The organism is Chitinophaga sp. GbtcB8, assembly GCF_019091455.1.
Taxonomy (GTDB): domain Bacteria; phylum Bacteroidota; class Bacteroidia; order Chitinophagales; family Chitinophagaceae; genus Chitinophaga.
Genome location: NZ_JAGXJN010000030.1, coordinates 1 through 25,470, shown reverse-complemented (window position 1 = coordinate 25,470; position 25,470 = coordinate 1). Strand labels below are relative to the sequence as shown.

At 47.7% G+C, this 25,470-nt stretch carries 19 protein-coding genes; 18 read left to right on the top strand and 1 reads right to left on the bottom strand.

Annotated elements, in window-relative coordinates:
* The first annotated feature begins 50 nt into the window (after positions 1 to 50).
* The 14 genes from KVT36_RS22605 (at position 51) to KVT36_RS22540 (ending at position 20,879) form a co-directional block, all read left to right on the top strand.
* A complete protein-coding gene (locus tag KVT36_RS22605) occupies positions 51 to 1,700 on the top strand; it encodes a DUF6377 domain-containing protein (protein WP_217605720.1) in 1,650 nt (549 codons plus the stop codon).
* A 302-nt stretch (positions 1,701 to 2,002) separates the two neighbouring features.
* On the top strand, positions 2,003 to 5,035 hold the full coding sequence (locus KVT36_RS22600) for a TonB-dependent receptor (RefSeq protein WP_217605719.1): 3,033 nt from the start codon (positions 2,003 to 2,005) through the stop codon (positions 5,033 to 5,035).
* Between the two features lie 34 nt (positions 5,036 to 5,069).
* Complete coding sequence (locus KVT36_RS22595; protein ID WP_217605718.1) at positions 5,070 to 6,878, top strand: RagB/SusD family nutrient uptake outer membrane protein; 1,809 nt, start codon at positions 5,070 to 5,072, stop codon at positions 6,876 to 6,878.
* Positions 6,879 to 6,898: 20 nt separating this feature from the next.
* Positions 6,899 to 9,010 (top strand): glycoside hydrolase family 97 protein, encoded by a 2,112-nt coding sequence (locus tag KVT36_RS22590; protein WP_254640150.1) that lies wholly within the window; start codon positions 6,899 to 6,901, stop codon positions 9,008 to 9,010.
* Between the two features lie 50 nt (positions 9,011 to 9,060).
* On the top strand, positions 9,061 to 13,077 hold the full coding sequence (locus KVT36_RS22585) for a sugar-binding protein (protein WP_217605717.1): 4,017 nt from the start codon (positions 9,061 to 9,063) through the stop codon (positions 13,075 to 13,077).
* 303 nt (positions 13,078 to 13,380) lie between these two features.
* A complete protein-coding gene (locus KVT36_RS22580) occupies positions 13,381 to 13,824 on the top strand; it encodes a glyoxalase/bleomycin resistance/extradiol dioxygenase family protein (protein WP_217605716.1) in 444 nt (147 codons plus the stop codon).
* Positions 13,825 to 13,921: 97 nt separating this feature from the next.
* Entirely contained in the window at positions 13,922 to 14,956 is a 1,035-nt protein-coding gene (locus KVT36_RS22575; RefSeq protein ID WP_217605715.1) for an LLM class flavin-dependent oxidoreductase, read from the top strand.
* Positions 14,931 to 15,236, top strand: coding sequence for an SDR family oxidoreductase (locus KVT36_RS33025; RefSeq protein ID WP_256449978.1), 306 nt, complete (start codon positions 14,931 to 14,933; stop codon positions 15,234 to 15,236). Before KVT36_RS22575 ends, KVT36_RS33025 begins: the two co-directional genes overlap by 26 nt.
* 30 nt (positions 15,237 to 15,266) lie before the next feature.
* Positions 15,267 to 16,160 carry an SMP-30/gluconolactonase/LRE family protein gene (locus KVT36_RS22565; protein ID WP_217605713.1) on the top strand — a complete coding sequence of 298 codons (894 nt, stop codon included), beginning with the start codon at positions 15,267 to 15,269 and terminating at the stop codon, positions 16,158 to 16,160.
* Positions 16,161 to 16,239: 79 nt separating this feature from the next.
* A complete protein-coding gene (locus tag KVT36_RS22560; protein WP_217605712.1) occupies positions 16,240 to 18,141 on the top strand; it encodes a hypothetical protein in 1,902 nt (633 codons plus the stop codon).
* 100 nt (positions 18,142 to 18,241) lie between these two features.
* On the top strand, positions 18,242 to 18,796 hold the full coding sequence (locus KVT36_RS22555) for an RNA polymerase sigma factor (protein WP_217605711.1): 555 nt from the start codon (positions 18,242 to 18,244) through the stop codon (positions 18,794 to 18,796).
* Positions 18,774 to 19,421: a hypothetical protein gene (locus tag KVT36_RS22550; RefSeq protein WP_217605710.1), complete on the top strand. Its 648-nt coding sequence runs from the start codon at positions 18,774 to 18,776 to the stop codon at positions 19,419 to 19,421. The genes KVT36_RS22555 and KVT36_RS22550 overlap by 23 nt, the downstream gene beginning before the upstream one ends.
* Positions 19,422 to 19,425: 4 nt before the next feature.
* Positions 19,426 to 20,511, top strand: a complete 1,086-nt coding sequence (locus tag KVT36_RS22545) for a hypothetical protein (protein ID WP_217605709.1) — start codon at positions 19,426 to 19,428, stop codon at positions 20,509 to 20,511.
* Between the two features lie 74 nt (positions 20,512 to 20,585).
* The gene (locus tag KVT36_RS22540) at positions 20,586 to 20,879 is read left to right on the top strand and encodes a hypothetical protein (RefSeq protein WP_217605708.1); all 294 of its coding nucleotides are present in this window, start codon (positions 20,586 to 20,588) and stop codon (positions 20,877 to 20,879) included.
* Here KVT36_RS22540 and KVT36_RS22535 read toward each other — a convergent pair.
* On the bottom strand, positions 20,826 to 21,635 hold the full coding sequence (locus tag KVT36_RS22535; protein ID WP_217605707.1) for an SDR family oxidoreductase: 810 nt from the start codon (positions 21,633 to 21,635) through the stop codon (positions 20,826 to 20,828). The genes KVT36_RS22540 and KVT36_RS22535 overlap by 54 nt on opposite strands.
* A 135-nt stretch (positions 21,636 to 21,770) precedes the next feature.
* On the opposite strand from KVT36_RS22535, the gene KVT36_RS22530 reads away from it, so the two are divergent.
* The 4 genes from KVT36_RS22530 to KVT36_RS22515 form a co-directional block, all read left to right on the top strand.
* Positions 21,771 to 22,514, top strand: a complete 744-nt coding sequence (locus KVT36_RS22530) for a carboxypeptidase-like regulatory domain-containing protein (RefSeq protein WP_217605706.1) — start codon at positions 21,771 to 21,773, stop codon at positions 22,512 to 22,514.
* A 195-nt stretch (positions 22,515 to 22,709) separates the two neighbouring features.
* A complete protein-coding gene (locus KVT36_RS22525; protein WP_217605705.1) occupies positions 22,710 to 23,111 on the top strand; it encodes a hypothetical protein in 402 nt (133 codons plus the stop codon).
* 163 nt (positions 23,112 to 23,274) lie between these two features.
* Positions 23,275 to 24,360, top strand: coding sequence for an efflux RND transporter periplasmic adaptor subunit (locus tag KVT36_RS22520; protein ID WP_217605704.1), 1,086 nt, complete (start codon positions 23,275 to 23,277; stop codon positions 24,358 to 24,360).
* 27 nt (positions 24,361 to 24,387) lie between these two features.
* Positions 24,388 to 25,470, top strand: a 1,083-nt coding sequence (locus tag KVT36_RS22515) for an efflux RND transporter permease subunit (protein WP_217605703.1), incomplete at its 3' end; no start/stop codon positions are given.

Sequence of the window (25,470 nt, the reverse complement as noted above, 5' to 3'; positions counted from 1 at the left end):
TCTTTCTTTATTTCCCTATATTTGTCGGGACACGCTATTAATTCACTGATATGCTGCCCAATTCCACTTGCCGCTGTTTTTCCGCTATCCTCTTTTATTTATTGTTATTAATACCTTACCATGGATATAGCCAGGATGGCCAGGCGCAGCAGCTGGCACAGCTAAGCAAGGCTATTAACAATGTACCGGTTTATGATGCGCAGCGCCAGCATAAGATTGACAGCCTGAAGAAAATTTTGATGCAGGTAACACCGGGCGACTTCTCCAAACAATTTGACGTATATACACTGCTGTATGAAGAGTACCGCCTTTTTCAATACGATTCCTCTTACCACTATGCCCGTAAATTAGGAGAAACAGCTTTGCTGCTGAAGGATACCGGGCGTATTATGTATGCACGCATAAAGCTGGCATTTTCCCTGTTATCATCCGGCATGTATAAAGAAGCATATGATTCTTTGGCCGGTGTACATACTCAATGGCTGCCGGATAGCAGCAAGGCGGAATATTATGCATTGCTGGGCCGCTATTATTATGACCTGGGTGATTTTGATAATGACCAGTACCATACACCTATTTATAATGTACAGGGCAGCCGGTATATGGATTCTGCCCTGGCGCTGTTACCGGCCAATACTTACCAGGCCAGCTATTACCGGGGCTTAAAGGAGCTAAAGGCCGGTAATAAGGAGCGGGCCTCTGAAATGCTTACGCAGCTGCTGAACAATCCTTCCCTTACACAGCACCAGGTAGCGGTAACCACCTCTACCCTCAGTGACCTGTACATCCGCAACGGGGAAACGGATAAAGCCATACAGCTGCTGGCCACTGCGGTAATTGCAGATATACAATCTTCCACCAAGGAAACTTCAGCCGCCTTTAACCTGGCCAGCCTCTTATATAAAAAGGGTGATGTAAAGAACGCCTCCCTGTGTATTAACCAGGCCGTGGCAGATGCGGAGTTTTACGGCGCCCGGCAGCGCAAGGTGCAGGTAAGCACCATACTGCCTTTTATTGAAGCGCAGAAATTAAACATGGTAGAAAGCCAGAAAAGAAAGCTGCTGTTCTACGCTGCCACAGTAACGCTGCTGCTGTTACTGATCATTGGGCTGGCGGTAATTGTATGGCAGCAGGTAAAAAAGCTGAAAGCTGCGCAAAAGATCATTACCCGCGCCCATGTAAATGAGCTGGAAATAAACCGGCAGCTGGCAGAAACCAATGCCCGCCTGGAAGATGCCAATAAGATCAAGGAAAAGTACATTGGCTACTTCTTTAACTTTAACGCAGAGTTCTATGATAAAATAGAAAAGCTGAAAAAGTCCCTGGAGCAAAAGGTGGCGGACCGTAAGCTGGAAGATGTTAAAACCCTCATTGCCAAAATAAACCTGCGCAAGGAAAAAGAAGAGCTGATCAGCAATTTTGACCATGCCTTTTTAAAGCTGTTCCCCAACTTTGTAACCGTATTTAATAGTATGTTCCGGGAAGAGGATCAGCTGTTATTAAAGGACGGGGAGCTGCTGAATACCGATCTGCGGATCTTTGCCCTCATCCGCATGGGTATCCATGACAGTGAAAAAATAGCGCACATCCTGCAGTATTCTGTAAACACTATTACCACCTATAAAACCAAGATCAAGAACAAATCCATTGTGCCCAATGAGGAATTTGAAAAACGGGTAATGGAAATAAAAGCAGTGTAAGCCCCCGGAAATAACCCCGTTCCTGCCTTTGAAATAAACATATATTAATTTAATTAATGTAATTGCAATGCCTTTAATACCAATTCATTAAAGGCGGCTGCTCCCGGCATTTCCCCTGTATTTCTTATACTTCCCGCATATAATTTGACGGCGCCCGTCAACCACTCTTTCTTTGATCCGGAATAAACTGGTACTAACATTTCACGTAAGCCACAGCCGAAAAACTGTAGTTCAAAACCACGGACAATTATCCCGGCCATTTTAAGATCAATCAATCCCTAATTACAACCAAACGTTCGTTTATGACAAAAACAAGATCGCTATCCACGTTCCTTTTGTGTTTGCTCATGCTTTTACAATGTTATCACACCTATGCCCAGGAGAAGCTTATTACCGGAACCGTTACCGATGAAACAGGAACGGGGCTAACCGGGGCCACAGTTGCCGTAAAGGGCGGCAAACAGGGCACCTCCACCGGGGCAGCAGGTAAGTTCAGCATCCTCGTACCGGCCGGTGTTACCACCCTGCTCATTTCCTATGTAGGATATGAAACCCGGGAGGAGCCTGTTACCGGCAAAGAGCTAAACATCCGGCTGCAACCACAGAACACCCTGCTGAATGCAGTGGTAGTAGTGGGTTATGGCACACAAAAAAGGGCAGACCTTACCGGCGCCATCGCCTCTGCCAGGGGAGAAGATATTAAAAGCCTGCCTGTAACCAATGTACAGGAAGCCTTACAGGGCCGCATGGCAGGCGTAGAAGTAGTTAAAAGCTCCGGCGCCCCGGATGCTACCGCCAGTATTATTATACGGGGTGTATCCTCACTGAATAATGCACCGCCATTATACATTGTGGACGGCGTGCGCCAGTCAGGGGATAATATTAATATGCAGGACATTGCTTCTGTAGATGTGCTGAAGGATGCCAGCGCAGCCGCCATTTACGGCTCTGCTGCTGCCGGCGGCGTTATCATCATCACCACTAAAAAAGGACAGGGTGCTAAGCCTGCCATAAATTTCTCCGCCCGTTATGGCGTAACCACTCCCATGACGCTGGACCTGCTGGACCGCAATGATTTTGTAAAGCTGAAACGCACGCTGGATCCCAACTACCTGTCCGGTATAGATGTAGATACCCTGCCCAATACCAATTGGGTAAAGGAGCTGTATGGCCATGCTAAAGAAGAAAACTATAACCTTTCCGTATCCGGCAACACGCCCGGTGTGAATTATTACGTATCTGCTTTTTACAACGGCCAAAGCGGTATTTACCGTAACAATTCCTCTTACTTATCCGGCGCCCGTGTGAATACAGATTTTAAGCTGGGCAAATATGTGAAGCTGGGCGAGCAGCTGTATGTATGGAGCCGCAGCACCAAACCAGAAATTGTAACCGCCATTAACCCGCCCTTCCGCTCTATACCTATTATGCCGGTGTATGATACGCGAGATCCTAAAAGCCCCTGGGGCAAATCGCCCATTGGTTTTGGCGGGCCTAACCTGGTAGGGCAGATAGAAACAGCGCATATTCTGAACAACAAGTTCAATTTACAGGGCAATGTGTTTGCAGAAGTGCAGCTGCCCCTGTACCTCTCTTTCAGAACCACTTTTGGTTATACCTATTATAATGAGAACCAGAGCTACTTCCAGGATGCCTATAACTTTGGTCAGGTAGCAACCACCATTAACCAGCTGCAGAAATTTAATGTGAACCAGCCCACCATCATGTCAAACTACACCTTATCGTTTGACCATGCTTTTGGTAAACATGCATTGAATGCAGTAATCGGATATGAGCAGTTTAAAACTACTTACAACTCGCAGTATGCCACGCAAACTTCAGTAGGCGGTAACTCATTCAGCTTTATACAAACCTCTGCTTCACAGGCCACGGCGAATGGCAGCTATGATCCTAACGGGTTAATAAAATCCGCCTTTGCGCGTTTGAACTATAATTTCAACAGCCGTTATTATTTATCCGGCACCATACGCCGCGATGGTAACTTCACGGTATTTGGCACCGGCAACCAGTATGGTACATTCCCTTCCGGCTCCGCAGGATGGCGCATCAGCGAAGAACCTTTCTTCCGCTCCCTGCTGCCAAAAGTATCCCAGCTAAAGCTGCGCGGCAGTTATGGTTTACTGGGTAACAGTAATATTGGCGCGTACAAATTCCTTTCCACCTACGACCAGGTGAATGTGCAGAACTTTACCCCTGGCGGGGCTCCGTTTATTGGAGTAACGCCTACCTTCCTCTCCAACCCCAATGTAAAATGGGAAAGCGTATACGAAGGCAACATAGGTTTGGATGCTGAGCTGCTGGACAGTAAAATGTTCTTCACCATTGAGTGGTATAACAAGACCACCAAGAACATGCTGTACGGATTACCCATTCCTTTAAGCTCCGGTATTACCACGCCATTTTATACCAACATTGGCTCTGTGCGTAACCGCGGCCTGGAAATAGTGCTGGGCTATAAAGACAAGGTGGGCGATCTCCATTACAGCGTAAGCGCTAACGGCGCCTTTAATAATAACAAGGTGCTGAACCTGGATAATATTAATAACAATCCCATACTGGATGGTAATAACAACTACGGTAATGCCTCCTTTGGTATTATGGTGAACCAGCCCATTACCATCACCAGGGCAGGACTGGGTTTTGGACAGTTCTACGGCTACAAGGTAGAAGGTATTTATAAAACGGAAGATGAGATCAGCAAACACCCGCAGCAGGAGGGCAACCGCGCCCGCCCCGGCGACCTGATATTTGCAGATGTGGATGGTAATGGTGTGATCAATGATAAGGACCGCACGGTGATCGGTAACCCGAACCCGAAGTTCATTTACGGCGCTAACATTCGACTGGACTGGAAAGGTTTTGACCTGGCTATGTTATTCAATGGCGCTGCCGGTGTAGATATTTTTAATGGTGTAAAAGCATATGCCTCTTTCCCTTTTGCAGATGGCAACACTACTTCCAAAGTATTTAACGCCTCTTTCCTGGGCAGCAACCAGGTAACGGATCAGCCACGGATAGATAATAACGATCCTAATGGCAACTACTCTAAATCCAGCAGCTACTATGTAGAAAGCGGCAATTATGTGAAGCTGAAAAACCTGCAGCTGGGGTACACGTTTGCAGACGATCTTTTGAGAAGGATCAGCATAAAAACTGCCCGCATTTATGTAATGGCCAACAACCTGTTCACCATTACCAAATATTCCGGCATTGATCCTGAGCTGTCAGGTTCTGTAACGGCCCGTGGTATTGATGCGGTGTGGCAGTACCCCCATGCCCGTATTTATTCCGTAGGCCTGGACCTGGCTTTCTAAAACAATGCTTTTGCTTCACCAGAAACTGACAATTATGTACAAGAAAATATTTTCGTTAGCATTCCTTACTATCTTATTCTATACCGGTTGTAAAAAAGATCCGGATACAGTAGCCCGTACAGATGTGTATAACAGCTTAAACTACCCCACCACGCTGCCCAACCTCTTTGCAGTGCTGGTGCCGGCATATGCCAACCTGCGCTCAGCAGAGCTGCATGGCTTTAATTTGCTGTGTAAGGATTTTGCGGGCAGTGAGCATGTTACGGACCTGGCTTACCCCGGCGATGCTTCCTGGACAGAGCTTACATTGAATAACATGAGCACCAGCAACAGCTACGCCAATGATCTGTGGATAGGGCTGTACCGCGGTGTTAAGAACGCCAACATCTTTTTAGACCGTGCTGATTTTTATGAGCAGCAATATTCCTCAGCCGCTGAAAAAACGGAGATAGACCAGATGCGGGGCGAAGCGCGTTTCATGCGGGCGCTCTACTACTTTTACCTGGAATGTTTTTTCGGTGAAAGTTATATCAGTGCCAGCGGCGCGGGTGGCGATAAAATGGGCGTGCCCCTGATCACTACCATGGCATCCTCGCTGAGCGCTACGCAGGTGCCGCGCAACAGCACCAAAGAAGTATGGGACTTTATTACCACTGAGCTGCAGCAAGCCGCCACCCTATTAAAAGGCACCCAATGGACCGGGGCCAATACCGGCCGTGCTACGGAATGGGCGGCCAAAGCCTTGCTGGGTAAGGCCTATGTGTTTAACCAGAACTGGGCTGCCGCCAAACCTATATTGCTGGATGTAATTACCAACAGCGGTAAATCCCTGATGCCTTTCAGCAAATACAAAGATGCATTTAACGGTATTGATGCCAATGAGTTTAACGAAGAATCCATTTTTGAAATTAATGTGGACCGTAACTCTTTAGGCGGTTATGGCATTTTTAGTTTTAATAATAACCTTACTACCAGCCAGGGTTTAATATGGTCGCCCTGCATACTGGGGAACGATGGAACGGAAAAGAACGGTATTGGGTTGGGATACTGTAATGAGTTTTTTCATGAAAAGAACCTGCAGCGTTTTGGTTTTAACCAGGGCACCTATAAGCTTGTCAATAACCCTGCTTTTGATGCCGGTAAACCCGCTACCTACCTGAATCCCAAAGAGGTAATAGATCCTGCCTACAAACAGCAATCCCTGGCGGCACGGGCCAATAAAACGGTAGACCCGCGCCTGTATGTAGCTGCGCTGCAGCCCTGGGTAGATTCTGCCAGTAACGACGGTGCTACCTGGCGCCCGGTATGCCGTTACATTGCCATGAAAGAGGAATTTAAAACCGTGTACAATGGCTGGAGCATGCGCAAATTTGTAACCTACGATAACCTCATCTTTAACCGGCAGGCCGCTGCAGACGCAGCTAACTATTACCTGCTGCGCTTAGCAGATGTATACCTGCTGTATGCAGAAGCCAGCGCCAATACCGGCGATAATGTTACAGCCCTGGAATACATTAATAAGGTAAAAAGAAGGGCCTACGGTTACCCGGTAACTGGCGCCTCTCCCGTGGATTATAAAACCCTTACTGATAAAACCTCCGCAGCAGATGCCAACCTGGCTAATAATCCCCTGCGCTATGAAAGATGGGCAGAGCTGTTTGATGAAGGCCACTGGTGGTTTGATGTATGCCGCTGGCGCATTGGCAGCGGGGAAGCCGCTTATTACGCTACTTCTATGGCTGGTGGCAACATTAAGTGGAGCGATGCCAAATCTTATGTATGGCCTATTCCCGCCAATGAGATCAACACAAACAGCAGCATGAAACAAAGTGCAGGTTACTAATTAATCATCAAAACGGATGTATGTTATTTAAAAGATTGTTTTTTATTTTCTCCGGTTTATGGATGCTGCAAAGTGCCGCGGCACAGGAACCTAACACCTTGCAGGTGGAGATGAATAAAGTACGGCTGTCCTTTTCTTTGGATGGGGACGGCCGTCCCGTATATGCATTGGCGTATAATGGCCGCCCTGTGGTAGCCGCCTCCCGGCAGGGTTTTGTATTGGAGCAGGATAGCTTGTTCTACAAAGGATTTACCATCACCGGTACGGAAAAGAGATCGGTAAATGAAAGCTGGCAGCCGGTATGGGGGGAGGTAAGCAGCATCCGCAATCACTATGAGCAGCTGACGGTACATTTAAAGCAGCAGCAGGCGCCGGGTTATTTGCTGGATCTTGTGTTCCGTGTGTTTGAAGATGGGATGGGTTTTCGTTATGAATTTCCACAACAGCCCGGCCTTAAATATTTTGTGGTGAAGGATGAGCTAACGGAATTTAATCTCACCAATGATCCCACTACTTTCTGGATCCCCGGTGATTATGATAGTAACGAATACGCTTACACGACCTCCAAGCTCAGCCAGGTTAATAATACGCAGCAGGTGCAAAGCGCTACAGATATTGCAGTACGCACCGTGCCGGACCCCTATGCCGTGCAAACGCCGCTGATGATGAAAACAGCGGATAACCTGTACGTAAACATTCATGAAGCCGCATTGATCAATTACCCTGCTATGCAGCTGCATGTAAATGGCGCAGCGCATCAGCTCATATCCAGCCTGGTGCCGGATGCAGTAGGTAATAAAGCTTACCTGCATGCACCCTGTAAAACGCCCTGGCGCACCATTATCGTAAGTGATAAAGCAGCAGATGTACTGGCCTCTAAACTCATACTGAACCTGAATGAGCCACCAGCTGCCACAGACCTTTCCTGGATCCGCCCTATGAAATTTGTTGGTGTGTGGTGGGAAATGCAAACCGGTAAAAGCACCTGGAGCTATGCGGATGCCGCCTCTGAAAGAGGTAAGGACGACCTGGTGCCAAATGGCCGCCATGGCGCTAACACCGCCAACGTAAAAAAGTACATTGACTTTGCTGCCGCCAATAATATTAAAGGTGTATTGGTAGAAGGCTGGAACACCGGCTGGGAAGACTGGTGTGGCAACTGGAAAGAAAATGTGTTTGATTTTGTAACACCCTACCCTGATTTTAATGTAAAGGAGATTGAAGATTATGCTGCTGCTAAAGGCGTGCAAATGATCATGCACAATGAAACCTCCGGCTCAGCCACCAATTATGAAAGGCAGCTGGACACAGCTTTCCGCTTTATGCAGGCCTATGGTTACCCGGCTGTGAAAACCGGTTATGTAGGTAAGATCATTCCCCGCGGGGAACACCATGACGGGCAATGGATGGTGAACCATTATGAGCGTGTAGCACAGAAGGGCATGCAATACCACATTATGATAGATGCGCATGAACCGCCCCGCCCAACCGGTTTGCAGCGTACCTATCCCAACTGGCTGGCCTGTGAAGCCGGCAGGGGCAATGAGTACAATGCCTTCAGCAACGGAAATGCGCCGGAGCATGAAACCATACTGCCCTTTACCCGTTTAATGGGCGGGCCTATGGATTATACACCAGGCATCTTTAAATTAAAAGGTTATGCACCCAATGTGCCGGACAGGCAGGTGCATACCACGCTGGCTAAACAGCTGGCATTGTATGTAACCATTTACAGCCCGGTGCAAATGGTGGCAGACCTGCCGGAAAATTATGCCGCGCATGCAGATGCATTCAACTTTATAAAAGCAGTGCCGGTTGACTGGGATGATACCCGCATTATAGCCGCAGAACCGGGCGACTATATTACCATTGCCCGTAAGGAAAAAGGAAAGCCCAACTGGTATGTAGGCGCCATTACGGATGAGAACAGCCGTAAAGCCGCCATACCACTGCAGTTCCTGGATAAGGGCAAAAAGTACCGCGCCACCGTATATGCGGATGCGCCGGATGCAGACTGGAAAAAGAACCCCGAAGCCTACCAGATCAAAACGTCTGTTGTAGATGCAAATACTGTATTAACCATTCTGCTGGCAGCCGGAGGAGGGGCTGCAATAGCCATTCAGCCTATGTAATACAACCCATTAAATTTTAACTACTATTCTTAAACCCAAACCCACGTATTATGAAAACAACTCTATGCCCGCCCGGGGTTTTCCGGGCGGTACTGGCCCTTGTTCTGTACGTATGCATGAGCCAATTACCCGTATACGCACAAAGTGACGGACTGCCCCGCGGCGCTAACCTGTTACCCTACCAGCGCTATGAAGCAGAAAGCGGTGCCCGTGGCGGCGGCGCCAGCTTACAATCCTCTCCCCAGTTTATACAAACGGATATTGCTGCTGAAGCATCAGACCAAAAGTATGTAAGCCTGGGTAGCAACGGGGCCTATGTGGAATGGACCTTATCCGCACCGGCACAGGGTTTTAACCTGCGCTTTACCATGCCGGATAACAGCACCGGTACCGGCACTTCCGGCACACTGGGCCTGTATGTAAATGATGTGAAGGTGCGCGATATTGCCCTTTCATCTTATTGGGCCTACCAGTATTTTCCCGCAGCAGATCCACAGCAAACACCTTCCGGCGGCAGCACCAAGATCCTGATGCGTTTTGATGAGGTGCACTTTCGCCTGGATGCAGCTATTCAGGCAGGCGATAAGGTGACCATCAAAAAAGATAACAATGATGGTATTACCTACGGAGTAGATTTTGTGGAGCTGGAAGCAGTACCCACCGCCCTGACCTTGCCGGCCAACTACCTGTCTGTAACGGATTACGGCGCAAATGGTACGGATAATGCGGATGATTTTGCCGCCTTTACCCAATGTATAGCCGCCGCATCCAGCCAGGGAAAAAATGTGTACATCCCTGCCGGACGTTTTATACTCAGCAACAAGCTGCTGCTGAATGTAAGCAACATTAAGATCCAGGGCGCAGGCATCTGGCATACCTATGTTTACTTCTCCACCAACGTACAGTTCTCCGGCGGTATCCTGGCAAGGGCCAGCCATGTGGAGATCTCCAACTTCTCCATGAACACGGCCAACAATGCCCGCCTGGTATATGGCGGCGAGCCTAACCCGCTGGGGCAAATGTATAAGGTGTACAAAGGTTTTATGGGCACCTATGGCGCCGGCTCCTATGTACACGACATTTGGGTGGAGCATTTTGAATGCGGGTTCTGGATCGGGGGTTACGATCCTCCGTACCCGATAGATGTAACCACTAACATGATGATCTCCAAATGCCGTATCCGCAACAACTATGCAGATGGTGTAAACTTTTCACAGGGCACCTCCAACTCCACGGTGGAGCAGTCCAGCGTGCGGAATAACGGCGATGATGGTTTGGCCGTATGGCCTTCCACAGATGCGTCTAACAACGTGATGGGCGTGAACAATACTTTCCGTAACAACACCATTGAAAATAACTGGCGGGCCGGCAGCATTGCTATTTTCGGCGGCACGGGGCACGATATAAATCACAACCTCATTAAAGATGGGGTAGGCGGCTCTGGTATCCGTTTCACCAACGACTTTGCCGGTTTTACTTTTAAGTATCCCGGTGATGTAATTAAGGTAGCGGAAAATACCATCATCGGCTGCGGCACCAGCAACGATCTCTGGAACCAGAAAAGAGGCGCCATTGAGCTCTATGCGCAAACCGGTGTATTTAACATACAGTTTGATAACACCAACATCCTGAACTCGCAGCGCGATGCAGTGCAGCTATATGGCAATAATTATCATCACCTTATTTTCAATAACACGCTGATAGACGGCACTGGTTTGGATCCTGTGGTGCGCGATGTGCCTTCTGATGTTTACGGCGGTTTTGGTATTTATGCGCAGGCCAATTCAGATTCTGCGGTGTTCAACAATCTTACCGTAAGGAACGCGGAATCCGGCACTTCCCTGAACCGCAATACAAATTTTAAGCTCATTATACGGGATGTAAATATTCCCGTAACCGGTGTAGTGCTGGTGACGGCTACAGATACTACCATAGCTACCGGCAGCAGCTTTCAGCTGAAGGCGAATATTATACCGGTAGATGCTACCAATAAAAATCTCAGCTGGACCTCCTCCAACACAGCCGCTGTAACGGTGGATGCCAATGGTAAGGTAACAGCCGTAGGTTTGGGCGCTGCAACCATTACGGTAACTACACAAAGCGGCAATTTTACCGCTACCCGCAAGGTAACGGTAACGCCTGCTGTAAATATTACGGCTACAGATGCAGATGCCGGGGAAGGCAATAATACCGGTACTTTCCGCATCAGCGCCTCCGCCATCACCCAAACAGTAACGGTAAATTATATTATCAGCGGTACGGCTGCTGCTGCTGATTACACGGCCAGTCCGGCTTTAACAGGATCGGTAACGTTATCACCCACCACACTGGCGCAAACTATTACCATTACGCCCGTGGATGATAATAGTTTTGAAGGACCGGAAACCTTGCGCTTAACACTCAAAACAGGTACCGGTTACCAGTTAGGTAATGATACCACCGCCCTGATCACCATTACGGATAATGACCTGCCACCCTGTACTGCACCTACCGTTGCGCGGGTTACAGGTACCGCACCGGTTATTGATCAAACCATTGACGGCGCCTGGTCTGCAGCACCTGTTAAGAGTATTGGCAATGTGGTGCTGGGCGGTGTACCGGCTGGTTACGGCGGGCAGTGGCGCGCCATGTACGATAACACCAACCTGTATATATTGGTGCAGGTAAATGATGCCGCTAAGATCAATGATTCCGGTGGCAGCTGGTGGGAAGATGATGTGGTGGAAATTTTTATTGATGGCGATAACAGCAAAACCGCCACTTACGACGGCGCTAATGATTTTCAGCTGGGCTTCCGTTACAATGACAACACCCTGCATGTAGGTGGCAATTCTGTAACCCGCACCACGGGCATTACTTTTAGCCAGTATGCGACTGCTACCGGCTACAATGTGGAAGCAGCCATTCCCTGGAGCACCATTGGCACCACCGCGGCCCTGGGCAAACCCATTGGCCTGGATGTGCAGCTGGATAATGATGATAATGGCGGCACCCGCGATGCGCAGCTGGCAACCTTTGCCACTACCACCACGGCCTTCCAGGATCCGCGTGTATTCGGCACCGTATATTTAACAAACTGTAGTGCTACCAATGTACCGGTAACGGGTGTAAGCGTATCACCTGCCACTGCAAGCATTAGCACAGGCGCTACGCAGCAGCTGGTAGCCAGCGTACTGCCGGCCAACGCCTCCAATACCAATGTAAGCTGGAGCTCAGGCAATACCAGCATTGCTACCGTTAATGCAGCAGGGCTGGTAACCGCAGTAGCTGTAGGTTCAACGGTAATTACCGTTACTACGGCCGACCAGGGAAAAACAGCCACCTGCGCGGTAACTGTTACGCAGGGCAGCACTATTTATTACCGTATTAAGAACCGCTGGCAGAACACTTATCTGAATGATGGCGGCGCGCAGGCAAATTACGCTGCTTCCCCTGCAGCCACAGATAACAGCTACCAGTGGTCGCTGGAAAATGTAAGCGGCGGATATGTGGAAATTAAGAACCGCGCTACCGGCGAGTATATAAACATTGAGCATGCGCTGGATTATGTGGAAGTTAGCACCCGCAGCGCCGGTACGCTCAGCTCCCGCTGGGCCATGGAAAACACCGGCGATGGTTACGTACGTATCCGCAATGCAGGTCCCTCAAACGATTATATTCATATAGAGAACCTGAAAGGTTATGCGCAGCATGGTATGATGTATCCTGTTTGGCAAAGCGCCCAATGGCAGCTGGAACAGGTACCTGCCAACGCATTGGCCCGTAGCGGCAGCACGCCGGCCTTGTCCATTAGTAACCCCAATAACGGGCAAAAGCTGTTGCCTGCCACGGAGGCCATCACCCTGGAAGTATATCCGAACCCCGCCGTGAGTGAGCTGAAGCTACAATCTAAATATGATCTGTCGGGCGGTATAATATACATCCTGAACAGCAGTGGTAACATTGTAATGCGCACCAATGCGGCTGCGCGTACAGTGAACATTGCTGCTTTACCTCCGGGCGTGTATACATTGCTATTCACTCAAAAAACGCAAAAGATCACAAAACGGTTTGTAAAAATACCATAGTAACCTGTTGGCGCAGGAACCTGCAAGCCTCCCGGAATAGCTCCGGGGGGCTTTTTTATAGTAGTATCCCCGGTCATGATAAAAATGGGGAAAGCGGTTCCAGATTAATTTTTTTGATGATGCGCTCTTTTTATGGCCGGATGCATTGAAATGGCCGGCCTATTTAGTAAATTAACAGTGATAATACGATTTTCAGTTAAGCCCATTAGCCTGTTCTTAGACCTGCAGCCTTATTAACCATTCAAAAAGATTTAACCTGCCATGCAACATCAAAAATGGTATAACTCCCAAATGTTTTAAACAATGCAGGAATATCTACCACCCAAAAATATTCAGCAGGCCGTTCCCTTTTTTGCAGTAGCAGATATGGAGGCCTCCATCCGCTTTTATGTAGAGGGCCTTGGCTTTGAGATCATTGCCAGATGGGAGCCCCGCGGAAAAATAGAATGGTGCTGCGTACAGCGGGAAGGCGCCGCAATCATGTTACAGGAGTACCATGCGGAAGGGCCTGATGCCTGGACGCCCGAAGGCAAAGTAGGTGTGGGCGTATCCATCTGTTTTATTTGTGAAGATGCGCTGGCCCTGTACCACGAGTTTATTGCCAATGGTATCAGCACTACAGAGCCGTTTGTAGGAAATAATATGTGGGTCATTAACCTGTATGATCCGGATGGGTATGCCCTGAATTTTGAAAGCAGCACAGATGTGCCGGAAGAAACCCGGTATTCTGAGTGGGAACAAGCCTAATGACGCAGCCCCGCGCCGCGTTTGCTACGCCGCCGTGGAGTGCCGGTATCTCGCTGTATTGCCTTAAATTGTAGGCGGATAAAAAACCGTTTACTTTATGGAACTGGGGATCAGCACATTTGGAGAAGTACAGCCGGAAGGCGTAACAGGTAATGCAGCTCAATCCTTCCTGCGTATGCAGGAAATTATTGAAGAAGCCAAGCTGGCCGATGCTGTTGGGCTGGATGTGTTTGCAGTAGGAGAGCATCACCGGCCTGATTTTGTTATATCCGCCCCGGAAGTAGTGCTGGGGGCTATTGCCGCTGTTACAAAGAATATTCGTTTAACCAGCTCCGTTATTGTGCTCAGCTCCGCTGATCCCGTACGTACTTTTCAGCAGTTTGCCACCGTTGACCTGTTATCCGGCGGACGGGTGGAGATCCTGGCCGGCCGTGGCTCCTTCACAGAATCCTATCCCCTGTTCGGTTACAACCTGGCAGATTACGATGCTTTGTTTGAGGAAAAGCTGAACATGCTGTTACAGATCAACCAGCATGAAACTCTCACCTGGAAAGGAAAGTTCCGGGCGCCTGTCAGCAACCGCGGTGTTTATCCAAGGCCCTACCAGGCAGCTTTGCCCATTTGGCTGGCCATAGGCGGTACACCGGCATCTGCAGTACGGGCAGGTAAGCTCAATTTGCCTTTAACGCTGGCCATTCTGGGAGGCCGCCCCAGCCAGTATGTACAATTGATCAATTTATACCGGCAGTCGGCCCAAACCGCAGGCCATGATCCAGCACAGCTGCCGCTGGCCATCAATTCCCAGTTTTATGTGGCCGACAGCTCAGACCAGGCGGCAGATGAGTTTTTCCCATCTTACCAGGTGCTCATGAACCGCGTGGGTAAAGAGCGCGGCTGGCCGCCCCTTACACGGGAGCAATTTGAATACCTGCGTATGCCGGAAGGCCCCTTGTTTGTAGGCAGTGTGCAGGAGATCATTGAGAAGCTGTTGTACCAGCATCAGCTGTTCAATAATACCCGTTTCCTGGCGCAGCTGGTAAAAGGTTACATTACGCATGATAAAGTATTACATGCCATTGAGCTGTTTGGGAAAAAAATAGCCCCGGCTGTGCGGGAAGCGCTGGGTAAATAACCGGCCTGCACCTGGAAAATGTACAGCAGCCGGCAGAGGAGATCGCACGGCAGGCGGCCGCGCAGAAGCCATTGCCAGCTCACCGGCAGCGCCGGAATTTTTAGTAAAAATGAGGGCAGACACCATGCTTAAAAAGTTACCTCCAATGGCGGATATTGCCAATACCGCCGTATTCCTGGCCTCCGACCTGGCCGGCTCCATTACCGGTGTTACTATTGATATTACCTGCGGCACCACCAATGCCCTGAATTATAAAATGCCCAACATTCCGCTGAAATAACATTTTTGTACTTTTTAGCTAACTTAGGGCATGGTTACACGTTATTATGCCCTGCTATTATTATTGTTAGCTGCGGGCAGTTCCACTTTAGCCCAGGATATACCGGTGGTGGCGCCCGGCGCCACTGTAAAGGAAATAGCAAAACAATTTGCTTTTACCGAAGGCCCCGCGGTAAATAAACAAGGCGACATTTATTTTACCGATCAGCCGAATGATAAGATCTGGAAGTATGATGTAAATGGAAAGCTGTCTTTGTTCATGGACAAAACAGGCCGCTCCAATGGATTGTACATTGATAAAAAAGGCAACATCATTTCCTGTGCAGATGAAAAAGATGAGCTGTGGTCTATTAGCCCATCTAAAAAAGTAACCGTGCTGCTCAGCGATTATGAAGGAAAAATGTTGAACGGCCCCAACGACCTGTGGATCGATCCCAAAGGCGGTATCTACTTCACCGATCCTTTTTACCCCCGCGATTACTGGACCCGCAAAACACCGGACATAAAAGAACAGAAAGTATATTATTTGCCTAAAGGAAAGAAAGCCGCTGTGGTGGCAGCTGACGGCCTTGTGAAACCTAATGGTATTGTAGGCACGCCGGACGGCAAATATTTATACGTAGCAGATCTTGAAGCAGGCAAAACTTATAGGTACAACATTAACCCGGATGGCTCTTTAACAGCTAAACAGTTATTTGTATCCCAGGGCTCTGATGGTATGACGCTGGATAGTGAAGGGAATTTATACATTACAGGACAGGGCGTAACCATCTATGATAACACCGGGAAAAAGCTGGGCAACATTCCCATCCCCGCCCACTGGACAGGCAACGTTTGTTTTGGCGGCAAAGACCGGAAAACATTATTCATCACCGCATCAGAAGCTATTTACACGCTGCAGATGCGTGTGAAAGGAGTAGAGTAAAATACTTACACCATACAAACGCTCATGAATTAATTCATGGGCGTTTTTTCATAGCTGTTATCATTAAATAAATTTCACATTGTTATCCCGCAGACATTTTTTAAAACAAGGCACAGGTTTATTAGGCGCATTGTATGCAGGTAATAGTTTAGCCTGGGCGCTGCCTTCATCTATGAATGAAGATGAGCTATCTGTGCTTTGCCGGCAGCTTACGGATACCTGGGGCAGCACGCTGCTGAATATGCAGGTAAAAGACAAGGCCGATAAAAATTATGGCACCATCATCTATCCGCCGGAAAATGCGGTGCATGGCCGCATGGGCGATACCATCTATCCCTTTCTGCACCTGGCCCATGTAACCAATAACAGCGATTATGCAGATGCAGCCATACTCCTGTACCGCTGGATGGAAAGTACCGTGAGCCAGGAGGATGGCTCCTGGTTAAATGAACCGGTAAAAGGCGCCTGGAAAGGCACCACTGTATTTTCCGCCATCGCCCTGGGCGAAGCCTTAAAGCAGCACGGTACTTTGCTGGATAATAATTTCAAAAATGAATTAACCGCCCGTTTGAAAAAGAGCGGTGATTTCATCTACAAGACCTTTAACATTGACTACGGTAATATTAATTATCCTATCTCTGCCACCTATGGTTTATCCCTGTTAGGTGAAATACTGGACGAGCCCCGTTTCAGCCGCCGTGGCCGCGAGCTGGCGCATAAAGTTTTGCGGTTTATAACTGCAAAAGATGGTTTCCTTACCGGCGAAGGCGGGCCTTATTATAAGCGCAGCGCTAAAGGATGTTTGTCGGTAGACTTAGGATATAATGTGGAAGAATCCCTGCCCTCGCTGGTGCTGTATGGGCTGCTCACAAAAGATAATGAAGTGCTGGATGTGGTAAGCCGCGCCCTGGAAACGCACATGCAGTTCATGTTACCGGATGGTGGCTGGGATAACAGCTGGGGCACCCGCAATTACAAATGGACCTATTGGGGCAGCCGTACCTCCGATGGCTGCCAGCCGGCCTATGCGCTGATGGCTAACCGCAATCCGGCCTTTTACAAAGTAGCATTGCTGAATACACAGCTGTTAAAAGCCAATACGCATGATGGTGTTTTGTACGGCGGCCCGCATTACCTGAGCCATGGTGTAAGCGCCAGCCTGCACCACACCTTTTGCCATATTAAAGCACTGGTAACTATACTGGATCATGGCGTGCCAAAACCACCGGTTACTTTTGCAAAGGTAATCCTGCCGCGGGAGCAGGCATACGGCAGCCGTTTTTTCAGCGATATACAAACCACCCTCATCTCCCACGGTGCGTTCAGGGCTACTGTTACAGCCTATGACCGCAACTATAAAGATTTTAAAGGCGGGCATGCTTCCGGCGGCGCACTTACCATGCTGTGGCATGAAAAAGCCGGGTTGATCTTCACTGCCAGCATGAATGAGTACCAGCTGTATGAAGCAGGTAATATGCAGGTGAATAAGGATCCTTTATCCATGCCTTTAACGCCACGTATTGAATTACAGGAAGGCGGGGCTGCTTACCTGAACATCCACGACCTTACTGCAAGCATGAAAACTACACAGGAGCAGGATACCATCGTTATACATACCCGCTCTAAGCTGGTAAATAAAGATCAGCAGCAGCCTGCAGCAGGCGGCGTGAATTGTGAAGTGATCTACCGGTTCAGCAAAGACAAAGTAACCCTGCATTTTAAGCATAATGCAAAAGAAGGAAGACCGGTAAAGATAATAGTGCCGGTTATTTCCCCATCGTCAGAAAACTATGAAATTAAATTAGCGCATACTGCGGAGATCCATAAACAGGAGGGAAGCGTGCGTATTACTGCGGATAAAAAAATGATGTTGTTACCCATGACAGAAGAGCGGGTATTTAATTTTGTACCTGGCCTGGAGGCGCTGCCGTTTTGTATAGAAGCCAATGAAACCGTGATAGAGATAGGCTTCTTTGCCTGACCTTAATAACTATACCCCGCTGGTAGAAATTTTATTTTGAGCAGGCAACCCTTTGTTTATAATCTGCATTTATACTTGTATAACCACTTTACCAAAAGGAATGGATCTACCGGTACTCATCAAGGAAGCAAAACAAGGCAGCGCCGCTGCTCAGAAATGCATTTTTGATCAGCTGGCGGACAAAATGTTAATGGTTTGCCGCCGGTATGTGAAGAACCCGGAGGATGCGGAAGAGCTGCTGCTGGATGGCTTTTACAAATTCTTTAAAGGCTTGCCTGCTTTTAATTACCAGGGCGAAGCCGCTTTATACACCTGGCTGAAGCGCATCATGATCAATGAATGCCTGATGTTCCTGCGGAAGAAACAGGCCTTTGTAATTGTGTCGGAAACCGTAGCAGAAACCATCCCGCTGGAAGAGGAAGCATTGAATAATTTATCAGCCACAGATATTTTTAACCTGATCGTGCAGCTGCCGGCAGGGTACCGCACCGTTTTTAACCTGCATGTTATTGAAGGTATGAATCATGGGGAGATTGCTTCCCTGCTTGGTATTTCTGAAGGTACTTCCAAATCGCAGCTAAGCAAAGCAAGATCATTGTTACAGAAAATGTTGCTGCAAAAAAACATTACGTATGTCAAACGAAGCACACAATAAGGATTGGGTAAGCAGGCTGGATGGCTTAGACCATGCAGCAGGCGAAGCAGGCCTGGATAAGAACGCCGCGTGGGACAGGCTGCATACCCGCATACAATCCAAACAACGCAGCAACAAAGCCTTGTGGTATTGGGCTGCAGCGGCTTGTGTACTGGCCGCCTGCTTAATACCGGCCTTGCTGGTACATAAACAAAAGTATACCGGGGTACACATTGCGCCTGCCGTAACTTACCGCCATTTGGATACACCTGCAACTTTAGTTATTTCAAAAAAGGAAGCTCCTGTTAATGTGATGAAGGAAATGAATAAACCGGTTGCAGCACAGCAGGAGGTTGCAGCAATATTGCCGGCCCTTGTTCATCCGGTTAACCCCACCAGCATTGCCGCCACTTTAAAGAAAGATACCTTACAAATAACCGATACCATGCTGGCGGCTGTTCCCGCAGCCACTGCACCAAAGAAAATGCGGGTAGTACATATTAACGAGCTGGGTGAGGCAACGGTTAGGGAAGTAGTATACCCGGAGTATAAGCCGTTTACCATAAGGGTTAATAGCCCGGCAGGTTTAGGTGATCAAACAATTGCAAATAGTACACTTAACATTCATCTCTCTCCAAAAAATTAGCTAAATGAAAAAAACGATTTGTTTATGGATGCTGATCAGCAGCATCACGGGAGTGGTATGTGCGCAGGAGAAAAAAGCCGTAACCAATGAGGATAAGACCTTTGAGCTGCCTGCAAATAAAATAACCCGGCGCTTCTGGATTGAGCTGAATAAGGGCAATAAAATGCAGGTAGAGCTGGTAAATATTGATGACCTGGAACAGATTGGGAACGTGGATTCCCTGGTAAGGATGTTCCTGCAGGACCTTTCGCCATTAAAGGATTCGTTGTCTGATGAGCTGTGCTATAAGCGGATCGACTATGTAATAGATGCAAAGGCAAAGAAGATCCGCATTTACAAAGGCCAGTCTAACAGCAGCAGCTACCTTATTCAACAGGGAGAGGTGGCTGCTTTAAAGCTTGAGCAGGATACCATACATCTTTTGGGTAGGGTAAATAACGGGCATCCCTACCGGCTGAGCTTTTTTGTGAATAACTGGAATGAGCTGGGTACCTATGCAGATGGCCGTTTGAATGATAAGCTGCATACCCTTGGAACGAAGTATAATACTGACTGGAAGAGAGGAGAAGATGGACGGATGCATCTTACAAAAGATTATCTGATCTCTGCTAAGCAGAACCGGGGATATTTATCTCCAGGGGGTGACCAGCTGGAGCTGAATGTAGCAGCAAATATCCAGAACTATAAGAATTATTTTGTACCCGGTTTTACCCTGGGGGGAGCTGTGATAATGAGCTCCATTTTCCGCAATACAGCTGTAAGGCATGAGCTTGGAGTGTACTGGGAGCCTAATTTTTTCTTTGGCAGGAATAGCGATGGAAAGCTGGCAACTTACCGTAATGATTTTTTAACGGTGACGTACGGAAAAAGGCTTATCAGGGAATCAGGCGAGGAACCTAAGGTGCAGATGGCCTTTTCGCTGAGTTATCTCATCCACCGGGAGGGCGATTATATTGAGAAAAATACCTTCCGGCTGGGTGCAGGCCGCTTATCACTGTTTGAAGGCAAAACAAAGCTGGAACCGGTGCTCTATTTTAATGATTTCTTTAAAGGGGTAACACCCGGCATAAGACTGATCCAATATTTTTAAGCAGACATAACAATATCCTGATCTGTAGCGCTTTGAATTTGACCCGGAAATTTGCGATTTTTACTTTGCGCTAAATGGCAGATACATGGAACAGCTCCGGCATTATTGCCCTGCACAATGCCGGTTATACCCGGCAGGATGGTGAAAGTGATTGCGGCCATATTTACAGCGAATTAAAAGCAGAAGGCATTACCACCCGCGGGTATTGCTTTTACCACACACAGGATCTGGAACGGGTAATAGAAGGACATGAGCTGTATGTAGCCTTTGGAACTTTTGAAGCGGATAGCGGTGCTGTTGCTGCCATAGGGATCTTACTCTACCCCGTAATAATCATTCATCAATTTATCAAACCACCGTCCCGGTAATATTTGCTTAAGCATGGGAACAATGGTTTGCCCGGTTGGGCCTATAAGATAACGGTAAGCAGGATGTTTAGCAGCTACAATTTTACAAAGCCTGGCGCCAATAGCAGCCGGGGACGCGGCAGTGCCTTCATTCTTTTCAATATTTGCAATAACAGCATAGTAAGCTTTTTCTAAAGCGGGATGTTGCATTGTAAAAGGAGCCTTCTCACGGTTTTGCGTGATGGGCGTATTAAAATCACCGGGATTAAGGATCACCACTTTAACACCTGTGCTCCGTAATTCCATCCGTAAGCTTTGCGTATAACCTTCCAGCGCGTATTTGGAAGCCACATACATGCTCTGGTAAGGGAGCCCCATAAGGCCGGCCAGGGAGCCCATATTTACAATTAACCCTTTTTTATTTTCGATCATGCCCGGTAATATGGTGTTGCACATACGAACAATCCCGAAAAAATTCACCTCGAATTGTTTTTGCGCCATTTCAACAGGCATGGCATAAGCCGGCCCTACAACACAATTGCCGGCATTGTTAACCAGCACATCTATCCGGCCTTCCGCCTTCAGGATCTGTTCCACAGCAGCACGTACGGAAGTATCATCCGTTACATCCAGCTCAATGGGCCTGAAGGGTACCGTTTTCATACGTTGCAGGTTCCGGGTGGATCCATAAACAATATGGCCTTTCTCCTGCAGTGCGTTAGCACAGGCCAGGCCAATACCGGAAGAAGCGCCTGTTACAAGGATTACTTTTTTCACTGTGGCGTTATGTTAGCCATTAAAGGTAAGAAGATACCGGGAGCACCCTGTTGGAATATTTATTATATTTATATACAATGTCAAAAGATAAGTTTCAGGTCAGCATCCCGGATCTGTACACAAGCCTGGAGTGATATGACGCCTGCCGAAGGCGGCCGGTTTTGTACCCGTTGTCAGCATGAAGTGATAGATTTTTCATTAATGACTGACAAAGAAATACTTGCGGTTATCAGTAGCCGCAATAAAAACCTTTGCGGGCGTTTTCAATCTGCACAACTCAACCGCAGCCTGCATGAGCCGTTACCACCGAAACGCTCCTTTTTTCCTGCAGCAGTATTCGCGTCTTTAATAGCGGCCCTGGTACCGGAAGGCAGTAAGGCGCAAACCCCGGCGGATGCTACAGTTCAATCCATACCCACTAAAGTAGTTCCCACTAAAAGCAGGGCTACCGCTGTTTTTAAAGGGCAGATCATTGATTCGCTTACCGGTAAAGGATTAGCCGGTGTTACCATCTCATTAAAACATAAGGGCGTAGAAGGATCCGGCGCCATCACCGATGGGGAAGGCAAATTTGATCTGAAGATTCCCGCCAGGCTTAAGCAGCAGATACTTACTGTTAATATCAGCTATATCGGTTACACCTCAAGGGTGGTTCCATTTGATATGGATCAGCAGCTTTTGTCAACAACCATTGAGCTTAAACAGTCAAACATCGATCTGCCGGAGATAGCAGTGATAGGATACGGGACTAAAACCGGGTTGGTAGTAATAACAGGGACAGTTTCCATTGTTAGTCCACTGGAGGCTACATCAGTCAAAGAAGAAACGCGTAAACGAACCTGGTGGTGGCGGATCACCCACCCTTTCAGGCGCAGATAGATCCGGAATAGGGATCTTTACACTAACCGGAAGTTACCCGCCAACCCGGAACCTTCCCCCCATTTTTTACCAACCAAACAACTTCTGTTAAAATTACATTAAAATTCATTTATATTCATTTTACCCGCCAAACCATCAAAATTTAATCAATTTTTAATAAGGGCTTCTCAAAGTTTTATTAATTTTGAGCCCCAAATGAGAGTATTTATTTTTTTCATATATCTGTGTAGCCTGATGTCGCTGGGGTATGATTATTTTCATACTACCGGTACCCTGCACCGCACCATGTGCTACTCCCAGGCACAGGATAGTGAAAAAAAACAGCAGGTAAATGCTCCCATAAATACAGATCAGGCCTACACCTTTATCCAGGATATTCACCCAAATGAAGAAGAAGAATTCCTGATCAGTGACAATGTAGAAGATGAGGATGCAAATAATTACTTTGCCAGGAAATATAAATTGTTAACCAGGTGTTATTTAATACCCTCCGGCTCACCCGGCTTAAATCATTTCTACGGCGGCTTTAAAGACCGTCCTGTTTTTTACAGCCATTTATCCTGTAAATACATTACCCAAAGAACTTTAAGGATCTGATCATTAACACACCATCAGTTATCAAAGGTATGATCATGAAACCCGGTGGAATGTCTATTACTTCCCCTGTATGCCAATTTAGGTCTAACCCTCACAGCTGATGCCTTCTCATATTCAGAGGGATCCTCTGACTTAAGCACCAACCGTTCAATCCATTACAATCATGAAGAAAATTGTCATGCTCGCAGGCATAGCTGCCATGCTGTACCAAACAAGCTGCACCTCTGCTAAAAGCGAAGAAAAAGAAGAAGCCAGCAAGTATATCGTTACCAGTCCTTTAAGGGTGGATACCTCCTTTACCAAGGAATATGTTTCGCAGATAAAGTCTGTCAGGAACATCGAGATCAGGGCACTGGAAAAGGGCTTCCTGCAAAACATTTATGTTGATGAAGGCCAGTCTGTAAAAGCCGGTCAGCTGTTGTTCAGGATCATGCCGAAAATGTATGAAGCTGAATTGCTGAAAGCTGAAGCGGAAGCCAAAGCTGCAGAAATAGAATTACAGAATACAAAAACCCTGGCCGATAAAAATGTAGTCTCAAAAAATGAGCAGGCAGTGGCCCAGGCCAAGCTGGATCAGGCAAAGGCAGAAATGTCACTTGCAAGGTTCCATGTGTCGGCCACTGAGATCCGGGCGCCGTTTGACGGGGTCATTGACCGCATCCCATTGAAATTGGGAAGCCTGGTGGATGAAGGCGAATTAATGACCAGCCTTTCAGATAACAGCCAGATGTTCGCCTACTTTAATGTATCTGAGCCGGAATACCTGGACTACGAAACAAACGCCAAAGGCCGCGGTAACAACAAGGTAAGCCTGCTGCTGGCCAATAACAGTCCCCTGCCCTATAAAGGGGATGTGGAAACCATTGAGAGCGAGTTTGATCATGAAACAGGAAATATTGCCTTCAGGGCAAAATTCCCGAATCCCGACAAGCTGTTAAAACATGGTGAAACAGGTAAGGTGCTGATGACAGTACCGCTGAGAAATGCATTGGTTATTCCGCAGAAAGCCACTTACGAAATTCAGGATAAGATGTATGTTTTTGTGGTAGACAAAAACCATGTGGTAAGATCAAAGAATATTGCCATCACCGGCCGCATGCCGGACCTGTTTGTAATTGAAAGTGGCATTTCTGAAACTGACAAGATACTGCTCGAAGGTGTGCAGAAGGTAAAAGATGATGATAAGATCAACTTTGAATACCAGGCGCCAGGGGAAGTTATTTCCCACCTGCGGTTAAAAGCGGAATAGTAGTTCATTATCTAATAGCGTAGTTCAATGTTCAATAAGTTTATACAAAGGCCGGTTCTGTCGATAGTTATTTCGCTTATAATCGTTTTCCTGGGGGTACTGGCCATTACCAATTTACCAGTAACACAATTTCCTTCCATATCACCGCCAAAGGTGAATGTCACGGCAGAATATCCCGGGGCAAATGGTGAACTAATGATCAAATCTGTGATCATTCCCCTGGAAAGGGCCATCAACGGCGTTCCGGGCATGAAATACATAGCCTCTGATGCAGGTAATGATGGGGAGGCTTCTATACAGGTAGTATTTAACCTGGGTACCGATCCTAACCAGGCTTCGTTAAATGTGCAGAACAGGGTGGCATCTGTAGTGAATAAGCTGCCACCGCTGGTAGTACGTGAAGGTGTAAAGATCACCCGTGAGGAATCTAACATGCTCATGTACGTGAACCTTTACAGCACCGATCCAAACATGGATCAGAAATTCCTTTTCAATTTCGCAGACATCAACATATTATCAGAGCTGAAGAGGGTGGATGGTGTTGGATTTGCAGATATTCTCGGTAACCGGGAATATGCCATGAGGATCTGGCTGAAACCCGACCGTATGCTGGCCTACAAGATATCAGCGGATGAGGTGATGAAAGCGCTGGACGAGCAAAGCCTGGAAGCCTCTCCCGGTAAAACAGGTGAAAGCTCCGGTAAAAGATCCCAGACCTTTGAATATGTATTGAAATATCCCGGCCGTTTCAGCACCAAGGAAGGATATGAAAATGTGATCTTAAGATCCAGCCCGGATGGTGAGATCCTTCGCCTGAAAGATGTGGCGAGCGTAGAGTTCGGAAGCTCCATGTACGATATTTATTCCAACCTGAATGGCAGATCTTCAGCAGCAATTGTGTTAAAGCAATCGTACGGAAGTAATGCCAGCCAGGTGATCAAGGATGTGAAGGCCAAGCTGAAAGAGATCAAAGCCAGCTCCTTTCCCAAGGGAATGGATTATGAGATCAGCTATGATGTATCCAAATTCCTGGATGCCTCTATTGAAAAAGTAATTCATACCCTGGTCGAACCCTTCATACAGGTGGGTTTGGTGGTATTCCTGTTCCTG